Here is an 18,849-nt window from a genome sequence, read left to right as displayed (position 1 = left end):
TACTGACCCAAGGGGCTTGACAGGACACTTCAGGACGCTTCGGACGGTGGTGGCGGGATCACCGCGATCGGGCTCGCCGCGTGCAGCAGGACCGCCTGGGTGACCGAGCCCACCATGCGGGTCGGGGCCAGCAGGCGCCGTCGATGGCGCCCCACGACGACCAGTTCGGCGTCCTTGGAGGCGGCGACCAGGGCGCCGGCCGCGTCGCCGGGCAGCGAGAGGGCCTCGGCGACCACGTTCGGGTGCTCCTTGAGGTGCGGGGCGAGGAAGCCGTCGGCGAGGGTGCGGGTCTCCTGCTCGATCTCGTCCTGGTCGAGGGCCGGCGGGGCGAGTTCCCCGGCGGTGGCCCAGAACTGGACCGGCCACGGGTAGGCGGCGATCACCTGGAGCCGGGCGCCGCGCCACGCGGCCTCCGTGAAGGCGAACGCGAGGGTGGCGTCGTCGGGGCTGTCCACGTCCACACCGACCACGACCCGGGGTCCGGGCCGCGTGGGGAACTCCTCGGCGACCTCACGCCCCGGCCGGGGTACGACGACCACCGGGCATCCGGCGTCGCGGGCGGCGGCCATGCCGTTGGAGCCGAGGATCAGGCTGGCGAAGCCGCCGCGGCCCCGGGAGCCGAGCACCAACAGCTGGGCGTCGAAGCCCAGTTCGGGCAACACGGCGGACGGGGCGCCCTCCATGGCCACGTACTCCACGGCCGGTCCCCCGGCGTCGGCGGCGTGCTCCACGGCCGGTCCCCCGGCGTCGGCGGCGTGCTCCACGGCCGGTCCCCCGGCGTCGGCGGCGTGCTCCATGACCGGTCCCCCGGCGTCGGCGGCCAGCCGGTCGCGGACCTCGTCGAGGACGGGGTCACCGGCCGCGTCGCGCTCTCCGGCGACCATGACGTCCGGCTGTCCCCAGGCGGCGTACTGGCGGACATGCACCACCCGCAGCGACGCGCCCCGGCGCCGGGCCGCGTCGAGGGCCCAGTCCAGGGCGCGCAGGCTGTCGTCCGAACCGTCCACCGCGGCGATGACCGGCGCACTGCTCATCGTTGCTCACCTCCGGAATACGACCTTCCCTGTCCGGGGCCAGCCTGTCTCAGGCGGCGGCCCCGGAAGGGCGCTGCTGGTCACGTGTCCGGAAATCCTTGCGGAACACACCCCCGGTTCACCTCTCTGCCGCGGAACCGGGGGCGGTGCTCAGGTCAGGTCGAACTCGCCCTCCCGGGCCCCCGACACGAAGGCGCCCCATTCGGCGGGGGTGAAGATGAGGGAAGCGCTCTGCGGGCGGCCGCTGTTGCGCATCGCGATGAATCCCTCGACAAAGGCGATCTGGACATCCCCCAGGCCACGGCTGCTGGACTGCCACTCGGCCTCGCTGAGGTCCAGCTCCGGCTTGTCCCAGCCCAGTACCGACTGCTGCTGGATGGTGCTCTCGGCCACGTCCGTGCTCCTCCCGAATTCGTCGTCCGCGGCCAGCCTAGCTTTCGGTTCCGGCACTCAACAGGCCACGTGAGGGGGTCCTTTCAGGAGTCGGGGGCCGCGGCGCCGACCAGCCACATGGAGAAGAACTGCGAGCCGCCGCCGTAGGCGTGCCCGAGAACCCTGCGGGCGCCGTCCACCTGGTGTTCTCCGGCCAGGCCGCGGACCTGGAGGGCCGCCTCGGCGAAGCGGATCATGCCGGAGGCGCCGATCGGATTGGTGGAGAGCACTCCGCCCGACATGTTGACGGGGAGGTCCCCGTCGAGTTCGGTGACACCCGATTCGGTGAGTTTCCAGCCTTCGCCCTCCGCGGCGAATCCGAGGTTCTCCAGCCACATGGGCTCGTACCAGGAGAACGGCACGTACATCTCGACGGCGTCGATGTCCCGGCGCGGGTCCGCGATCCCGGCCTGGCGGTAGACGTCGGCCGCGCAGTCCTTGCCGGCCTGCGGCGAGACGGCGTCCTTGCCCGCGAAGAGGGTGGGTTCGCTGCGCATGGCGCCGCCCAGCATCCAGGCGGGCGGTTTCGAGGAGCGCGCGGCTCCGGCCCGGTCGGTGAGGACCATGGCACAGGCGCCGTCGGAGGACGGGCAGGTCTCCGAGTAGCGGATGGGGTCCCACAACATGGGGGACGCCTGGACCTTCTCCAGGGTGATGTCGTGCTCGTGGAGGTGGGCGTAGGGGTTCTTGAGGGCGTTGCGGCGGTCCTTGTAGGCGACCAGCGAGCCGACGGTGTCGGGGGCGCCGCTGCGCCGCATGTAGGCCCGCACGTGGGGGGCGAAGAAACCGCCCGCGCCCGCCAGCAGCGGCTGCTGGAAGGGGATCGGCAGGGACAGTCCCCACATGGCGTTGGACTCGGACTGCTTTTCGAAGGCGAGGGTCAGCACGGTGGAGTGGACACGGGCGGCGACGAGGTTGGCCGCGACGAGTGCCGTGGAGCCGCCGACGGACCCCGCCGTGTGGACCCGCAACATGGGTTTGCCGACCGCCCCGAGCGCGTCGGCCAGGTACAGCTCGGGCATCATCACGCCCTCGAAGAAGTCGGGGGCCTTGCCGATGACGACGGCATCGATGTCGGCCCAGTCCAACTCGGCGTCGTCGAGGGCGCGTCGCGCGGCCTCCCGGACCAGCCCGGCGATCGACACGTCCCGCCGGGCCGCCACATGCTTGGTCTGGCCGACCCCTACGACGGCCACGGGCTCCTTGCTCATCGCGGATCCCCTTCCTGGGCGGGGCTCTCCAGTGGGTCCCCTTCGAGTACGGCGACCAGGTTCTGCTGCAGACAGGGCCCGGAGGTGGCGTGGGCGAGGGCGCGGTCGCCGTCGCCGCGGTGGATGCGGGCGGCGGCCTCGCCGATGCGGATCAGCCCGGCGGCCATGATCGGGTTGGCGGCGAGGGCCCCTCCGGACGGGTTCACCCGTACGTCGTCGCCGAGCCGCAGCGCCTTGCGGAGCACGACCTCCTGCGAGCTGAACGGCGCGTGCAGTTCGGCGGTGTCCACGGGCCGCTCGAAGGCGCCCGCCCGCTCGGCGGCGAGCCGGGCGGACGGTGCGTCGGTCAGGTCGCGGACGCCGAGGCCGTGCGCCTCGATGCGGTGGTCCATGCCCCGGATCCAGGCGGGCCTGGAGCACAGCTCGCGGGCCCGCTCCCCGGCCGCGAGGATCACCGCCGCGGCCCCGTCGCCGATGGGCGGGCAGTCGCCGGTGCGCAGTGGCCGAACGAGGTAGTCGCCCTGCGGCACCGGACCCCGCAGCTGGGCATGGGAGTTGGCCTGCGCATCGGCCCTGCTGCGGGCGCCGACCGCGGCCAGCGACGGCTCGTCGGTCTCGCCCGCGTCGATGAGGGCCTGCGCCTGCAGCGCGGCGAGGGCGACGGAGTCCGGCCAGAGCGGGGCCAGGTAGTAGGGGTCCAGCTGGCGGGTGAGCACGTCCCGGACCGAGCCGGGTGAGGACTTGCCGTACGAGTAGACGAGCGCGGTGTCCGCGTCCCCGGTGAGCAGCTTGGTCCACGCCTCGTACAGCGCCCAGGCGCCGTCCATCTCGACGTGCGACTCGGAGATCGGCGGCCAGGCGCCGACGCCGTCGAGGGCGAGGGTGAAGGAGAAGGCGCGGCCGGCCAGGTAGTCGCTGGAGCCGGAGCAGGTGAAGCCGATGTCGGCGGTGCGCAGCCCGGTCTGCTGGAGGACGTCGTGCAGCACGGGCATGAGCATCTCGACCTCGGAGAGCTCCTCGCTGGTGCGCCGGTGGTCGGTCTGCGCGAAGGCGACGACCGCGATGTCCCGCGTCGGTGCGGTCACAGCAGCTCCTTGTAGGTGTCGTAGTCCGCGTCGGGTTCGCCGGTGGGCCGGTAGTGGTCGGGGTAGCGGGCCCCGTCGGTCCACACCGGTTCGACCCTGAGGCCCATCCGCACCTGGTCGTAGGGGATGCCGCCGATCCGGCCGTGCAGGGCGAGGCCGGCGCCGTCGAGGGCGATGTGCCCGTAGACGTACGGCACTTCGATGTCGAGGTTCTTCGCCTTGATGTTGACGATGCAGAACGTGGTGACCGTGCCCCGGGGACCCACTTCGACCTGTTCCGCTGTGGCCACCCCGCAGGTGGGGCACGCACCCCTCGGCGGAACGTACACCTTGCGGCAGGAGGGGCAGCGCTCGCCGTAGGTCCGCCGGGTGGACAGGGCGTCGATGTAGGCGGACTGGGCGCGGCCGGGCGAGTAGGTGTAGTCGAGGCGGGCATGGGCGACGATGCCGTGCACGGCGTCCTCGAACTCGCCGCTGTGGCCGCCCGGTTCGGCCGTCCCACCGTCGTACGGTTCGAAGCAGGCGATGTCGGTGATGGCGCCCGACCGTTCCTCGGCCCAGCGGACGCGGACCCGCATGCCGGTGCGGACGGTGTCGGGGCCGGGGGCGTCGAGGGCGTGCAGCAGGGCGGTGTCGGCGCCGTCGAGGCGGACCAGGACCCAGGCGAAGGGGGTGTCCAGGGGCTGGCCGCGGCGGGGTTCGTGGTTCCAGGCCCAGGTGGTGACGGTGCCGGTGGGGGCGACCTCGACCAGGTCGCGGATCTCCTCGGCGGTGACGGGGTCGTACTCGACGGGCGGGACGAGGGTGCGGCCGTCGCCGGTCCGCACGCCGAGGACGACGCGTTCGCGCAGTCCGGTGAGGAAGGCGCTCTGCACGGGCCCGAGGGACCGGGTGAAGGGAAACTCGACGACGAGGGGGGCTTTGAGGACTTCGGGCATGGGGGCTGCCTCCTTGAGAAGGTCGATGTGTCGCGCCCCCGAGGGGGCGCGGGGCGCGCGCATCTGCGGCTCCGCCGCGCGGGCGCGACCAGCCGCGCACGGCCCGCGGCGTCCGGCGTACCCCGGGCATCACTCGCGCTTGTAGACGGCCGGTCGCTTCTCCGCGAAGGCGCGGGCGCCTTCCTTCGCATCGGCCGTGTCGAAGATCGGCCACCCACGCTTCAGCTCCGCCGCGAGCCCGTCGGTCTCCGTCATCTCCGCGGTCTCGTACACCGACGCCTTGACCGCCTCGACCGCCAGCGGCCCGCACGTGTTGATCTGTTCGGCGATCTCCAGGGCTTTGCCGAGCGCGGTGCCGTCCGGGACGACATGGCCGACGAGCCCGATGCCGGCGGCCTCGCGGGCGGTGTACGGCCGTCCGGTGAGCAGCATCTCCAGGGCGTGGGTGCGCGGGATCTGGCGTTGCAGCCGGACCGTGGAGCCGCCGATCGGGAAGAGCCCGCGTCTCACCTCGAACAGGCCGAAGGTCGCGGACTCGCCCGCGACCCTGATGTCGGTGCCCTGGAGGATCTCGGTGCCGCCCGCGACGCAGTGGCCCTCGACGGCGGCGATCACCGGTTTGCGCGGGCGATGGTGGCGGAGCATGGCCTTCCAGTGCAGGTCCGGGTCTGCTTTCAGCCGGTCGCGGAGGTGCTCGCCCGCCATGCCCTGTCCGGCCAGCGCCTTGAGGTCCATCCCGGCGCAGAAGGCGCCGCCGGCTCCGGTGAGCACGATCGAGCGGACCTCGTCGTCCTCGTCGGCCGCGATCCAGCCGTCGTACAGGCCGACGAGCATGGAGATCGAGAGCGCGTTCTTGGCCTCGGGCCTGTTGAGCGTGAGCACCAGTGTGGCGCCCTCGCGCCGTACGGTGAGGTGTTCCGTCCCACCCATGGACCTCTCCCCTCTGCCGGAACGAGAACAGGTTGCAGTAGGGCGGGAGGCACTTCAAGGGTTTTCTGACAGACAGTCAGATTTATTCGCGCGAACCCTTCCCACTTGCCGCGCCCTTTGCTCTGATGACCGGCGAACCGACAAGTGCGCCTTTCTTCGCCATGGTTTGCCGGGGTCAGGAGGAGCGGTGGAGTACAACCTTGCCGATCTGTTCGAGTCGGTCGTCGACGTGGCCGCGGACCGCGAGGCGCTCGTGTACCTCGACCACCCCGGCACGGGTGCGGAACGCCGGCTGACCTACGCGGAGCTGGACGCGGCCGCCAACCGCATCGGCCACCACCTGGCCGACAGCGGGATCCGCCCGGGCGAGCACCTCGGGCTGCACCTCTACAACGGGGTCGAGTACCTCCAGACGGTGCTCGGCTGCCTCAAAGCCCGCATCGTGCCGGTCAACGTCAACTACCGCTATGTCGAGGAGGAGTTGGCCTACCTCTACCAGGACGCCGATCTGGTCGCGCTGGTCTTCGACGCGGAGTTCGACGACCGGGTGGCGGCGGCGCTGCCGCGGGCGCCGAAGCTGCGGCACCTGGTGCGGGTGGGAGAGGCGGAGCCGGGTCCGAAGGCCCTGTCCTTCGCGGAGGCCGAGGCGGCGGGGTCGCCCGGACGGGGCTTCCCGGCACGCTCCGCGGACGACCAGTTCATCATCTACACCGGCGGCACCACCGGAATGCCCAAAGGTGTGATGTGGCGTCAGGAGGACCTCTTCTTCGCGGGGTTGGGGGGCGGTGCGCCGACCGGCGAGCCGGTGAAACGGCCGGAGGAGCTGGCGGAGCGGGTCGCGGCGGGCGGCACGGGGATCACCTTCTTCCCCACTCCCCCGCTGATGCACGGCACGTCGACGCTGACCACCTTCATCGGCTTCAACTTCGGGCAACGGGTGGTGATCCACCGCAAGTTCGTGCCCGAGGAGGTGCTGCGGACCGTCGAGAAGGAGAAGGTCACCAGCATGTCGCTGGTCGGCGACGCGATGCTGCGCCCGCTGATCGACGCCCTGAAAGGGCCGTTGAAGGGCACCGACTGCTCCTCCATGTTCAGCGTCTCCTCCTCCGGCGCGATCCTCTCCGAGACCGTGCGCCGGCAGTTCAGCGAACTCGTCCCCAACTGCATGCTGCTGAACAACTTCGGGTCCTCCGAGTCCGGCTTCAACGGCACCGCGACGAACGACTCCGGGGCCGGCAGCCGGTTCCGCGTCCGCGTGAACTCCCGTACGCGGGTGGTCGATCCGGCCACCCATGAGCCGGTCGCGGTCGGCGAGATCGGCCGGGTCGCGCAGAGCGGCCATGTCCCGCTCGGCTACTACAACGACCCGCGCAAAACGGCCGAGACCTTCTTCGAGAAGGACGGCCGGCGCTGGGTGCTCCTCGGCGACATGGGCACGGTCGACGAGGACGGCGTCGTCACGGTGCTCGGCCGGGGCTCGCAGTGCATCAACACCGGAGGCGAGAAGGTGTACCCGGAGGAGGTCGAGCAGGCGCTGAAGTCCCATCCGGACGTGTACGACGCGCTGGTGGCCGGGGTGCCGGACGCCCAGTGGGGCAACCATGTGGCGGCCGTGGTGCAGCTGCGCGAGGGCGCCGATCAGCCCTCTCTCACGGACATCCAGACCCACTGCCGTACCCAGCTGGCCGGGTACAAGATCCCCCGTCAGCTGGTGATCGCCGAGTCCATCCAGCGGTCACCGAGCGGCAAGGCGGACTACCGGTGGGCCCGGGAGGTGGCGGTGGCCGCCGACCGGTAGGCCGCGGCGGCGCGCCGCGCACCACGCGCGGGCGCACCCCGCCCAGCGCCGGATCGATGCGACTGACCAGCGGGTTCATTCGATACGGTGACCAGCGGGTTCAAGGGGGAGCCCTCAGCATCCGCCGCGGCGCACGGCCCCGGGCACCATGCCGTGCCGCCCCGGCGCCTCGCGACCACCAGCCCCGCCCGGCGGCCGTCGCGCGCGGCCCGCGCCGGGACGTCCCGATCACGATCGTCGCCCATGACCCGAAGGTCCTGGACCGGGTGGCCGGCTGGGGCTGGACGCCGGGTCCGAAGCCGGCCGGGGACGCCCCGATCCGGGCGATGAACCGGTTCCGCGACCGCTTCCTGAGAGCGTTCGGGCCGCGGAGCCGAGCCCGGCTCAGGCGTCCAGGAAACCGACCGTACGGCGGACGAACTCCTCGGGGTCGTCGAGCCAGGGGTAGTGGGCGGCTCCGGGCTGCACGATGACCTCGGCGTTCGGGAAGGCCGCGGCGGCGCGCCGGACCAGTGCGGGACTGGGTCCGCCGTCGACTTCGCCCGCGTACAGCAGGACGGGGGCGGTGAGCGCGCGCAGGGCGGTCCGGGTGGCCTCGGGGGTGAAGGCGCCGTCGGCGAAGTAGCGGTCGCCGGCCTCGTCGTTGGTCTGTTCCTCGGCGGCCGCGTCATGGACCCGGGCGGTGTCGTCCCAGCGGCCGTAGAAGAAGGGCATGAACACCTCGTCGAAGTCCCCGGTGCCGTTCAGCCAGGCCTCCAGCGCGGGGAACGCTTCGGCGAACCAGGGCTCCGTGGCCCGCTGCCGGGCCGCCGCCAGGCGTTCCTCCGGGGTGGTCCGCAGGCCGACGGCCGAGGGGTTGCCGGTGATCAGCGCGAGCCGCCGTACCCGGTGCGGACGGGCCGCCGCGTACAGGATCGCCAGGCTCGCGCCCGCCGAGTGCGACAGAACGTCCATGTGGTCGAGCCCTATGTGCGCCCGCAACATCTCCACGTCGTCGACCTGTTGGTCGCAGCGGTACGAATCCGGGTCGGCGGGTACCTCGGAATCGCCGGTCCCGCGCAGATCGAGCAGGATCAGCCGGCGGTGGGCTGTCAGGCCGCCCAGGTCCCCCAGGTAGGCGGAGGCGCGCATGGGTCCGCCGGGCAGCACGACGAGCGGTTCGCCCTCGCCCCGGACGTGGTAGGCGAGGCGGGTCCCGTCCGAGGCGGTGAAGGTGGGCATGGGGCCGATCATGGGGGACGGCGGCGCGGTACGGCAACGGAGTTCGGCGGGGCCCGCCCGCGCGGGCGGCGGTGTCAGGTCCGCGGGGCCGGCTTGCTCACCCGGAACGCGAACTGGCCGCAGAAGGTGAGCTTGCGCAGGTTCACCAGGGCCGTGTGGCGCCCGCTCTTGCGTGCCCAGGTGTCGATCTCCGTGTTGAGCGGCGACTCCGTCTGCCAGAACCGGCCGTACTCCTTCTTCCGCGAGGAGTGGTAGGTGCGCATGATCAGGGTCACGCCGTCCAGCGAGGGCCGGATCTCCTCCAGGGCCAGCCCGGCCTCCTCCACCAGCACCCGGAAGCCGTACGGCGTGTAGTTCCACAGGCTGAAGGAGTGGTAGGGCTCGAACTGGGAGGTGCTGCCGATGAACAGTCCGCCCGGACGCAGCACCCGGCCCACCTCCGCGAGCAGTTCCCTGGGCCGTGCGACGTGTTCGAAGACCTGGTGCGAGTAGACCAGCGGCACGGCGCCGGAGCGGAAGGGCATGTTGACGCCGTCGAAGTACACCACCGGGTCGCCGCCGGGCGAGCGCTGTGCGGCTTCCGGGGAGTCGCGGATGTCGAGCCCCACCCACCGCACGTCCGGGGCGTGCCGCCGGAAGAGCCCGGCCGAGGTGCCCCGCCCGCATCCGAGGTCGACCACCCGGTCCGGGGCCCGCGGCGAGCTCATGGCCTCGTCGAGGTAGTAGCGGGAGGTGACCTGGCGGGCGTGGTCGTCAGGGATGCAGTCGTGCATGAGTTCCCACAGGGTCGACATGCGTCCACGCTACGGAGGCGCCGTGTCTCAGGCCACATCCTGGCGGGGGTTCGGGTCGGCCGTCATCCCTTGGGGCGAACGGGGCGGCGCGGACGGCTGTGTGGGGCGGCCGATGCCGGACAGGTCGCGGACGGCCACGCTGTTGCGGTCGGCCACCGTTCGGCCGAGCGCGTGGTAGGGCCAGACTCCGCCGGCCTGGCGCCGGCTGCGCTCGTTCCACTCCAGGGCCTCGGCGTGCCGGGCCCGGAAGAAGTTGAGGGCGTAGCCGCCGGAGTGGATGCGCAGCAGGAAGAAGCCGCCGGGGTACTCCTTGGCGGCGCCGACCTCCTGCAGGGTCACCTGGGGGGCGAGGGACACATGGGTGCGCTTGTTGCGATGGGTGTGGCCGGCATGGTGCAGGAACACACCCGGGGCGGCGGCATAGGCACGCAGGATCGCGCGGGCCTGGCGGCGGCCGAGGCGCTGGCCGGGGCTCACCGGGAAGAGGGCGTCCCGGACGGTGAGCGGATGGTGTCCGAAGACCACGGTGGGCTGTTCCCGGTGGGCCCGCAGCCGGCGGCGGAACCAGGACAGTTGCTCGGCGCCGAGAGCGCCCGTGTCACCGCCGTTCCCGCGCTTGTCGTAGGTGTCGAGGCCGATGATCCGCAGCCCGCCCACGTCGTGTTCGAAGCAGCCGGGACCGTCCGGCGTGCCGAAGGCGCTGCGGAAGGCGTCGCCCTCCCGCGCGTCGCGGTCGTGGTTGCCGCGGACCACGAGGTAGTCCCGCCGGTGGGTGCCGAAGCCGTCCAGGATCCGCCGGGCCTCCGCCAGGTCGCGGGGGCCGCCGCCGGCGGAGATGTCACCGGCGGCCAGCAGCAGCTCGGCGCCGCGGTGGCGGGCCTCGTCCACCACCGCGCGGCTCATCAGCTCCGGGTAGGCGGTGCGCCCGGCCCGCTGGGCCACGCCGCGCAGGAAGGGCACGCCGGCCACCAGACCGGCTACGGTCTCGCCGATGTGCAGGTCGTTGCAGAGGGCGAGGGAGAGCAGGTGGCGGCCGGGCGGGGGCTGGGGGGTGGTGAAGGAGTAGGGGCCGCCGGGCGAGCCGAGGCCGTGCCGGGAGGTGCCGGCCGCGTTGCCGCGCACCAGGTGCAGCGCGGTGGGTGTGGCGGGCACGCCCCGGGAGCGGGCCTGGTAGTAGTACGTCTGGCCCGGCTCCAGGCCGCTGAGTTCGACATGGTGGTGGGCGGTGGGGCGGTCCTCGCCCACGGTGCGGTTCAGGCGGCCGGGATGGGTGCCGTAGACGACCTCGCCCTCCGTGACGGCGGGCAGCATGCGGCCGGTGCCGTCGTCGGTGCCGGGCAGGGCGGTGTGCCAGGTGACGACGGCACGGTCCTCGGTGAGGGTGACCAGCTCCAGGTGGACGGCGGCGAGCGAGCGGGGGTGACGGGGCGCGGGGGCGGTGGCGGACCTGAGCAGGGCGGGTGCGAGCAGGAAACCGGAGCGCAGCATCTCGCAGGGGCCGGGGATGCCCGCGAGTGCGCCGAGGGGGACGGGGAGACAGCAGCGCATGTCTGCTATGTGCACGCCACCGGTGAACGGCGGACGTGGTACCGGAAGCCGCGCAAGGTATGGAACCGGACGTCTTGGGTTGTCATGAGGCTTCCCCGAACCGTTCCCGCAGCTCCCGCTTCAGGATCTTCCCGCTGGCGTTGCGGGGCAGCGCGTCCACGAACAGCACCCGCTTGGGCGCCTTGAAGGCGGGGATCTTCTCCTTGACGTGGGCGATCAGCTCGGCCTCGCCGACCTCGCCGCGCGCCACGACGACCGCCGTGACGGCCTCGATCCACCGCTCGTCGGGCAGCCCGATCACGGCGGCCTCGGCGACCGCCTCGTGGGTGTAGAGCGCGTCCTCGACCTGTCGTGAAGCGACCAGTACGCCACCGGAGTTGATGACGTCCTTCACCCGGTCGACGATGGTGAGGTAGCCGTGGGCGTCGCGTACCGCGAGGTCGCCGGAGTGGAACCAGCCGTCCCGGAAGGCCTCCCGGGTCTCCTCGGGCTTCTCCCAGTATCCCTCGCACAACTGCGGTGAGCGGTAGACGACTTCGCCGGGCGTGCCGTCGGGCACGTCCTCGCCGTCCTCGTCGACCACCCGCGCCTCCACGAACAGCACGGTACGGCCGCAGGAGTCCAGCCGCCCCTTGTGCTCCTCTGGTGCCAGTACGGTGGCCAGCGGCCCGATCTCGCTCTGCCCGAAGCAGTTGAACAGGGCGAGTTTCGGCAGCCGTTCACGCAGCCGTTCCAGGACCGGCACCGGCATGATCGACGCCCCGTAGTAGGCCTTGCGCAGTCCGCTCAGGTCGCGCGATGCGAAGTCGGGCCGGTTGGACAGCCCGATCCACACGGTGGGCGGTGCGAAGAGGCTGTCCACGCGTCCGGCCTCGACCAGGTCGAAGAGGGTGTCGCCGTCCGGCCCGTCCAGAATGATGTTGGTCGCGCCGACCGCCAGGTAGGGCAGCAGGAACACGTGCATCTGGGCGGAGTGGTAGAGCGGCAGCGCGTGCGCGGGCCGGTCACCGGCGCTCAGGTCGAGGGCGGCGATCGCGCTCAGGTACTCGTGCACCAGTGCCCGGTGGGTCATCATCGCGCCCTTGGGCAGCGCCGTGGTGCCCGAGGTGTACAGCAACTGCACGAGGTCCTCGCTGCGCGGTTCGGGACCGTCGTACGGCGGCGCGTCCGCGAGCCGGGCGAGGAGCGAGCCGTCGGCGTCCCGCAGCGGCAGCGCCCGTACGCCGTCCGGGAGCCGTCCGGCGAGGTCCGGATCGGCGAGCACCAGGGAGCTGCCGGACTGGCCGACGATGTAGGCGAGGTCGTCGCCGGTCAGGTTCTGGTTGACCGGCACGTGCACCAGGCCGGCCCGGGCGCAGGCGAGGAACGTGATCAGGTAGGCGTCCGAGTTGTGCCCGTAGCTGCCGACCCGGTCGCCGCGGGTGAGGCCCTGGTCGAGCAGGACGTTCGCCGCCCGGGAGACGGCGTCGTCGAGTTCCCCGTACGTCCACCGGCGCTCGCCGTACTCCAGCGCCACCCGTGCGGGGGTGCGCCGGGCGCTGCGCCGCAGCACTCCGTCAACCGTGCTGCCCTGTCCCTGCGTCATGACTCATGATCCTCGGCCCGTCACCGGGAGAGGTCAAGCACCATGGCACCGCACCTCCGCGCAACCGGGCTCAACCGTTTTGTCCCGCAACGACGTTGGGAGAAACAGATGCGCACCACCCGCGCGAGACGGCTGCTCGTCGCAGCCGTCGCCGTACTCACCGCCTCGGCCGCGTCACCGGCCGCCGCGGCGGGGCGGCCCGCCCCTGGGGACCGTCCCTCGCACGGCGGTCTGTCCGCCGTCATCCGCCACACCGAGTACGGCATTCCGTACATCCTCGCCGACGGCTACGCCGGCCTGGGCTTCGGCACCGGCTGGGCGCAGGCGGCCGACCGGGTCTGCACCGTCGCCGACGGATTCACGACCGTACGCGGCGACCGCTCGGGCTTCTTCGGCGCCACCGCGGCCACCGACCTCTCGCTCTCGTCGGCCGGGGACAACCTCTCCAGCGACCTCTGCTTCCCGTTCCTCGTGGGGCGGCACCGCACCTGAGTGACACAGGGGCATCCCGCTCGATGCGCAATGCATCACCAGTCGTTCACACCATGGGAATTCTGCTTCAGCGTGCTCCCGTGCGCCCCTTTGGAGAAAGGTTTCGGGAAACCGCGGAACGTGGAACCTGGGCAGGACTTGTCTCGGACGTTCGACCCGAGGCACCTTCACTCATTTCACGTGTAGCACCGGGCAGGAGGTTTCCATGAACGACGCCGTGCCTGAACAAAAACGAACATGGACGACAGGTACTGCTCCCGGCATATTCCCTCTCCTCGGTCACGGTATCGCCTTCTACCGGCGACCGCTGGCGTTTCTGAATTCTTTGCCCGCACACGGAGATCTGGTCGAGATACGACTGGGCCCCCAGCGTGCCTGGATGGTGTGCCACCCGGAGCTGACCCACGAGGTGCTCATGGATCCGCACACCTTCGACAAAGGGGGCCCGCTCTACGACCGGCTCGGGAAGCTGATGGGCGACGGTCTGGTCACCTGCCGCCAGCCGACCCACCGGGTCAAGCGCCGGCTGCTGCAACCGGCCTTCCGCCCCTCCCATGTCGCCGCCTACACGGACCTCGTCACCGAGGAGGCCGAGTCGGTGTGCGAGGGATGGCAGGCGGGCGGGACCGTGCCGGTCACCGAGGCGATGACGACCTTCACGACCCGGGTGATCAGCCGGGTCCTGCTCTCCGACTCCCTGGACGACCGGACGGCCGCACAGGTGCGGGACTGTCTCGCGGACGTCGTCCGTGGCCTGTTCCTCCGCACGGTCGTCCCGGTCGACGTCCTCTTCCGCGTTCCGACCCCCGCCAACCGCCGCTACCGGCGCGCCCTGACCCGCCTGCACGCGATCATCGACACGGCGATCGCGAGGCGCCGGCTCGGCGCCGACCGCGACGACGTGCTCGGCACGCTGCTTTCGGCCGCGCGCGGCGCCGACGGATCGGCGGCGATCACCGACCAGGAGATCCACGACCACCTGATCACGCTGCTGCTCACCGGCGCCGAGACCTCGGCACTGGCGCTGGCCGCGGCCTTCAGTCTGCTGGCCCGCCACCCGGAGGCGGAGCAGCGGCTGCACGCCGAGCTCGACGCCGTCCTCCCCGACGGCCGCCGGCCCGGCCCGGACGACCTGCCGCGCCTCGTCCAGACCCGGTGCGTCGTCTCCGAGACGCTGCGCCACTCCTCACCCGGCTGGCTCTTCACCCGCGTCACCACCCGGGAGACGGAACTCGCCGGGTGCCGGCTGCCCGCGGGGGCCACCGTGCTCTACAGCCCCTACCTCCTGCACCACGATCCGTCGTGGTTCCCCGACCCCGAGCGATTCGACCCCGACCGCTGGCTGCCCGGGCGGCCCACCGCCGCACAGCGCCGCGCGACGATGCCGTTCTCCGCGGGCAACCGCAAATGCCTCGGCGACGAGTTCGCCATGGTGGAGGTCACCCTGGCGCTCGCGACCATCGCCGGCCGCCGGCGCCTGCGCCATCTGCCCGGCGCCGCCGAACAGCCCCCGCGGCCCGCGATCACGCTGGGCCCGCGTTCCCTCGTCATGGCCTGCGAAGCCCGCTCCCGCATGCCGTCAGGCGCGACGCCCCGCGCCGACTCCCCCGCGTCCCGATCCGTGGCCACCCCGCGTGTCTCGGACTCCCGAACGGCAGGTGATCACGTTGTCGGCAACACATGAGGACAGCACGGTCGGTGTACTGGACGAAACCCCGGTCGCCAACCTCCGCGACCTGATCGACACCCACCTCCACATGCCCTTTCCCTTCCAACGCAACCCTCATGAAGCCGAGGCCGCCGCCGGCGTCGACACCTGGCTGAGCAGGTGGGGGCTGACCGCCGAACCGGGGGTGGCGGCGATGATCGCCTACACCCGGCCGGCGGAGCTCGCGTCCTACACCAGCCCCACCATGGACTCCGCCCTGCTCCAGATCGTGGCCATCCAGATCGCCTACCAGTTCATCTTCGACGACCGTGCCGAGGACGTCGGCCGACGCTCCCCGGGCAGGCTGGTCCCCATGCTGTGCGAGAGCATCGCGGTCCTGCGGGACGATCGGCCGCCCTGCACCGCCCTCGGCGCGGCCCTGGCCGACCTGTACCGACAGGTCCGGGAGCGGTGCACCCCCGCACAGGCCGCGCGGTGGGCCTGGAAGAGCGGTGAGTACGTGCACGGCCTGCTGTACGAGGCGGTGGCGCAGGCCCAGCCGTATCTCGTACGGGCGGGCGACTGCACCTCGATCCGGTCGCTGACCGCGGGCGTCGAGCCGTTCTACCCGTTGTGCGAGGCCGCCCAGCCGTACGAACTCTCCGCCGCCGAGCTCCACCACCCCGTCGTACAGCGGCTGGGACGGCTGTCGGCCGACGCGGCGGTGTGGATACCCGACCTGTTCTCCGCGGTGAAGGAGCAGCGGGCGGGCGGAATGATCAATCTGGCCCTGGCCCACCAGCGCGAGCGCCGGTGCTCCCTGCAGACCGCCGTCGTCCTGGCCATCCAGCAGATCAACGCCACGATCGAGGAGTTCGAGAGGCTCTACGCCGAGGTGGAGCCGGAGTTGAGCCCCGCGGGCGTCGGCTACGTGGAGGGCATGATCGGCTGGATCAGGGGCTGTTACCACTGGTCCCGGACCGTGCCACGGTACGCGGACGTGGAGTCGGTGCCCGCCGCTTCGTAGGTGGCCGGCACACCCCGGTGACGGCGCCACCGGGACCTGGCCATCGGAGCTCTATACCCGGAGATCGGAGATTATCCCCCTCTCAATTCATGATTCACCCTATGGTGCCCAATCCGGCCTGCCGTACCTGGTCTGGGCGTACGCTCGGCTCCCCTGGGCCGAACGACAGAAAGCGGTACGGCACATGGCGACGGAGCCTAGGCAATCGATCATCGACCGCGGGACGTTGATCGAGCGCCAACGGGAACTGGAGGCCCTCGACGCCGCGTTCCGGGAGCTTCGGGGAACCACGGACGGTGTGCCGCGCGCGAGGCGCAGAGGACTGCTCGCCCTGACCGGCCGGGCGGGACTGGGCAAGACCGCGCTCGTCACGGAGGCCCGGGACCGGGCCGCGGCATCCGGGCTCACCGTACTGTCGGGCCGGGGCGGCGAGTCGGAGCAGGGGTCGGCGTTCCGCGTCGTACGCCAGTTGATGCAGCCCTCGCTGGCGAGGATGGACGAAGCACAACTCCACGCGTTTCTCGGCAGCTGGTACGACATCGTCGCCGCGGTGCTCGGCCTGGAAGCCCGGGGGGCCGTCCCGGCACCGGATCCGACCGGGGTCCGAGAGGGCCTGGACTGGGTCATGACGCGCCTCACGGTGCAGCAGGCACCCGTCGTGCTGCTCCTGGACGACCTGCACTGGGCGGACACCGAGTCGCTGACCTGGCTCACCTCCTTCGCCTCCCGGGTCGAGGACCTGCCGCTGCTGATCGTGGTGGCCTACCGGCCCGACGAACTGCCGCCCGAGGCCGGCGAACTCCGGGCCCTCGTCGCGGGCCACGGGGACCGCCCGCACGGCCTGGCGCCGCTCACCGCCGACGGCGTGGCGCAGATCGTCAGGAGCGAGATCGGGGAGGCGGCCGAGGACCAGTTCTGCAAGGAGTGCTGGGAGGCGACGAGCGGCAGCCCTTTCGAAGCGGTGGAGCTCGCCATCGGACTCGCCGAGCGGAGACTGGGCGGCACGGAGGATGACCTACCGGTGATGCGCGAACTGGCCGCGGCGATCAAGGGACCGGGGCTGATCGCGCGCCTGGAGCGGCTCGGTACCGCCACCGTCCGCTTCGCGCACACCGCGGCCGTACTCGGGTCGCCCTTCGCACCGCAGCTCGCCGCGACCATCGCGGTCCTCGGCGAGCAGGCCGCGGCGGAGGCGACCAGGAAACTGCGCGCGGCGCGGATCCTGGCGGAGGGCCACGGCCCCGAGGGCGAGCTGGAGTTCGTCCATCCGCTGATCGCCACGACCATCTACGAGTCCATCGGCACGGATTTCCGGGCCGGCCTGCACGACGCCGCCGCGCAGGCGGTCCTGGCCGCCGGATACGGCGCGGCCAGCGCGTCCCGCCATCTGCTGGAGGTCCCCTGCGACGGCAGTACCGAGACGGTCGAGTGTCTGCGCGAGGCCGCCCGCGAATACCTTCGTGCCGGGGCCACCGAGGCGGCCGGGCGGCTTTTGACCCGCGCGCTGCAGGAGCCGCCGCTTCCCGAGGACCGTGCCGCGATCCTGCACGAACTCGCCTGCGCCACCTTCCTGATCGAACCCACGGCCACGGTGCGGCATCTGCGGCAGGCGCTGGCGGAGCCCGACGTCGACCCCGATCTGCGTGCCTCCGTCGTCTTCCGGCTGACGCAGGCTCTGGCTCACACCGACCAGATGGCCGAGGCGGAGCGGGTGGCCACCGAGGAGGCGCGGCAGGCCCCGAATCCGCGCGTCAAACTGCGGATGCAGGCCGACCAGTTCGTCTGGGGCATGTTCCGCACCGACGACCGGGACTCACCCGCGCGCTCGCGGAGGCTGGCGCGGCTGGCCGAGCACCTTCCTGGCCGCAGTCTTGAGGAGCGCTACATCCTGGGCCTGCGGGCCTGGGACGCGATCATGCGCGGCGAACCGCGGCAGACCGCCCTCGGGTATGCCGAGAAGGCCCTGGACGGCGGCATGAGCTGGACCGACGAGAACCGGGGCTTCGAGGTACCCGCTTCGGTGGCGCTGGTCTTCATGTACGGCGACCGGCCGCGCCAGGCCGAGGAGCTGTTCGGCAAGGGGATCGCCGAGTGTGTGGCCAAGGGGTGGTGCGGCTCCCATCTGGCCCTCGGCCACACTCTCGCCGGCTACATCCGCTACCGACGCGGCTGTCTGGCCGAGGCCGAGGACCTCGAACTTCAGGGTCTGCGGATCGCCGACAAGGTGGAAGGGGCCGTGCCCGCACAGTGGTTCGCCGTCGGCATCCTGATCCAGACCCTGGTCGCCCGTGGGCGGGTTGCGGAGGCACGTGCCCTCGCCGACCGGCACCACTTCGGTGAGGCGGCCCCGAACGCCGTCATCTATCCCGACCCCCGCACCGTGTACGCCGAGCTGCTGCTGGCGGAGGGACGGCATGCCGAGGCGGCGCTGCTGCTGTCCTCGGTCGGCGAGTGGCTGGACGGACGGGCCTGGCGCAACCCCTCCTGGTGCCCCTGGCAGCTGCATCTCGCCGCCGCACTCGCCCCCACCGCCCCCAAAGAGGCGGTCGGCCACGCCCAGGAAGCCGTGCGGCGGGCCCGGGAGTTCGGGGCCGCCTCCGCCGTCGGCCAGGCCCTGCACACCCTCGCGGAGGTGACCGGCGGGCCCGCGGCCGTCGATCTGTACGCGGAGGCCGTCGGCCATCTGGAACAGTCGCCGGCCGCCTACGAACTCGCCCGTGCCCAGGTCGGGCACGGTGCCGCGCTGTCCCGCAACGGGCGGCTCCAGGAGGCCGCCGACCGGCTCTACCAGGGGCTGGAAGGAGCCGTCCACTGCGGGGCCGAGGCGCTCGCCGCGCGGGCCAGGGGGGAGCTGTCGGCGGCCGGGATGCGCCCGCTGCCGTTGCGCTACGTGCAGGCGGACACACTGACCGCCCAGGAACTCCGGACCGCCGAACTGACCGTCAAGGGACACCCGGTGGCCGTGGTCGCCAAGGAGCTGCGCCTCACCGAGCAGGGCGTACGGCAGTTGCTGTCCCGCGTCTACCGCAAGATCGGCACGGACGCCGCCGGCCTCGCCGGGTTCCTGGAGGACCACCCTCGCCGGCAGCTCTGAGGCCGCCGGGGC

General features: G+C 72.0%; 14 protein-coding genes and 1 pseudogene. 5 read left to right on the top strand and 10 right to left on the bottom strand.

The window, feature by feature from the left end; genetic code table 11:
• Positions 1 to 29: 29 nt before the first annotated feature.
• The 6 genes from ACWDGI_RS36490 to ACWDGI_RS36465 form a co-directional block, all read right to left on the bottom strand.
• Positions 30 to 1,034, bottom strand: coding sequence for a universal stress protein (locus ACWDGI_RS36490; protein ID WP_450766600.1), 1,005 nt, complete (start codon positions 1,032 to 1,034; stop codon positions 30 to 32).
• 150 nt (positions 1,035 to 1,184) lie between these two features.
• The gene (locus tag ACWDGI_RS36485) at positions 1,185 to 1,427 is read right to left on the bottom strand and encodes a DUF397 domain-containing protein (RefSeq protein WP_450766598.1); all 243 of its coding nucleotides are present in this window, start codon (positions 1,425 to 1,427) and stop codon (positions 1,185 to 1,187) included.
• 83 nt (positions 1,428 to 1,510) lie between these two features.
• Complete coding sequence (locus ACWDGI_RS36480; protein ID WP_450766594.1) at positions 1,511 to 2,677, bottom strand: thiolase domain-containing protein; 1,167 nt, start codon at positions 2,675 to 2,677, stop codon at positions 1,511 to 1,513.
• A complete protein-coding gene (locus ACWDGI_RS36475) occupies positions 2,674 to 3,762 on the bottom strand; it encodes a thiolase domain-containing protein (protein ID WP_450766592.1) in 1,089 nt (362 codons plus the stop codon). Before ACWDGI_RS36475 ends, ACWDGI_RS36480 begins: the two co-directional genes overlap by 4 nt.
• On the bottom strand, positions 3,759 to 4,700 hold the full coding sequence (locus tag ACWDGI_RS36470; RefSeq protein WP_450766590.1) for a Zn-ribbon domain-containing OB-fold protein: 942 nt from the start codon (positions 4,698 to 4,700) through the stop codon (positions 3,759 to 3,761). Before ACWDGI_RS36470 ends, ACWDGI_RS36475 begins: the two co-directional genes overlap by 4 nt.
• Before the next feature lie 129 nt (positions 4,701 to 4,829).
• Positions 4,830 to 5,630, bottom strand: coding sequence for a crotonase/enoyl-CoA hydratase family protein (locus ACWDGI_RS36465; RefSeq protein WP_450766588.1), 801 nt, complete (start codon positions 5,628 to 5,630; stop codon positions 4,830 to 4,832).
• A gap of 187 nt (positions 5,631 to 5,817) precedes the next feature.
• On the opposite strand from ACWDGI_RS36465, the gene ACWDGI_RS36460 reads away from it, so the two are divergent.
• Positions 5,818 to 7,428, top strand: coding sequence for an acyl-CoA synthetase (locus tag ACWDGI_RS36460; RefSeq protein ID WP_450766586.1), 1,611 nt, complete (start codon positions 5,818 to 5,820; stop codon positions 7,426 to 7,428).
• Between the two features lie 384 nt (positions 7,429 to 7,812).
• On the opposite strand, the gene ACWDGI_RS36455 is transcribed toward ACWDGI_RS36460, so the two are convergent.
• The 4 genes from ACWDGI_RS36455 to ACWDGI_RS36440 all read right to left on the bottom strand — a co-directional run bounded on the left by ACWDGI_RS36455 (position 7,813) and on the right by ACWDGI_RS36440 (position 12,576).
• Positions 7,813 to 8,649, bottom strand: coding sequence for an alpha/beta fold hydrolase (locus tag ACWDGI_RS36455; RefSeq protein WP_450766584.1), 837 nt, complete (start codon positions 8,647 to 8,649; stop codon positions 7,813 to 7,815).
• A 74-nt stretch (positions 8,650 to 8,723) separates the two neighbouring features.
• The gene (locus tag ACWDGI_RS36450) at positions 8,724 to 9,443 is read right to left on the bottom strand and encodes a class I SAM-dependent methyltransferase (RefSeq protein ID WP_450766582.1); all 720 of its coding nucleotides are present in this window, start codon (positions 9,441 to 9,443) and stop codon (positions 8,724 to 8,726) included.
• A gap of 27 nt (positions 9,444 to 9,470) precedes the next feature.
• Positions 9,471 to 11,006 (bottom strand): fibronectin type III domain-containing protein, encoded by a 1,536-nt coding sequence (locus ACWDGI_RS36445; protein ID WP_450766580.1) that lies wholly within the window; start codon positions 11,004 to 11,006, stop codon positions 9,471 to 9,473.
• Positions 11,007 to 11,073: 67 nt separating this feature from the next.
• Positions 11,074 to 12,576, bottom strand: a complete 1,503-nt coding sequence (locus ACWDGI_RS36440) for an acyl-CoA synthetase (protein ID WP_450766578.1) — start codon at positions 12,574 to 12,576, stop codon at positions 11,074 to 11,076.
• Between the two features lie 108 nt (positions 12,577 to 12,684).
• Between ACWDGI_RS36440 and ACWDGI_RS36435 the strand changes: the two are divergent.
• The 4 genes and pseudogenes from ACWDGI_RS36435 to ACWDGI_RS36420 form a co-directional block, all read left to right on the top strand.
• A pseudogene (locus ACWDGI_RS36435) lies at positions 12,685 to 13,038 on the top strand (penicillin acylase family protein); the annotation flags it as partial.
• A gap of 235 nt (positions 13,039 to 13,273) precedes the next feature.
• A complete protein-coding gene (locus tag ACWDGI_RS36430; RefSeq protein ID WP_450766576.1) occupies positions 13,274 to 14,752 on the top strand; it encodes a cytochrome P450 in 1,479 nt (492 codons plus the stop codon).
• Complete coding sequence (locus ACWDGI_RS36425) at positions 14,727 to 15,743, top strand: (-)-alpha-amorphene synthase (RefSeq protein ID WP_450766574.1); 1,017 nt, start codon at positions 14,727 to 14,729, stop codon at positions 15,741 to 15,743. Before ACWDGI_RS36430 ends, ACWDGI_RS36425 begins: the two co-directional genes overlap by 26 nt.
• Before the next feature lie 184 nt (positions 15,744 to 15,927).
• Complete coding sequence (locus ACWDGI_RS36420; protein ID WP_450766572.1) at positions 15,928 to 18,837, top strand: ATP-binding protein; 2,910 nt, start codon at positions 15,928 to 15,930, stop codon at positions 18,835 to 18,837.
• Positions 18,838 to 18,849: the final 12 nt, after the last annotated feature.

This window comes from Streptomyces sp. NPDC001220, assembly GCF_053597895.1.
This window is presented reverse-complemented; position numbering and strand designations above follow the sequence as displayed.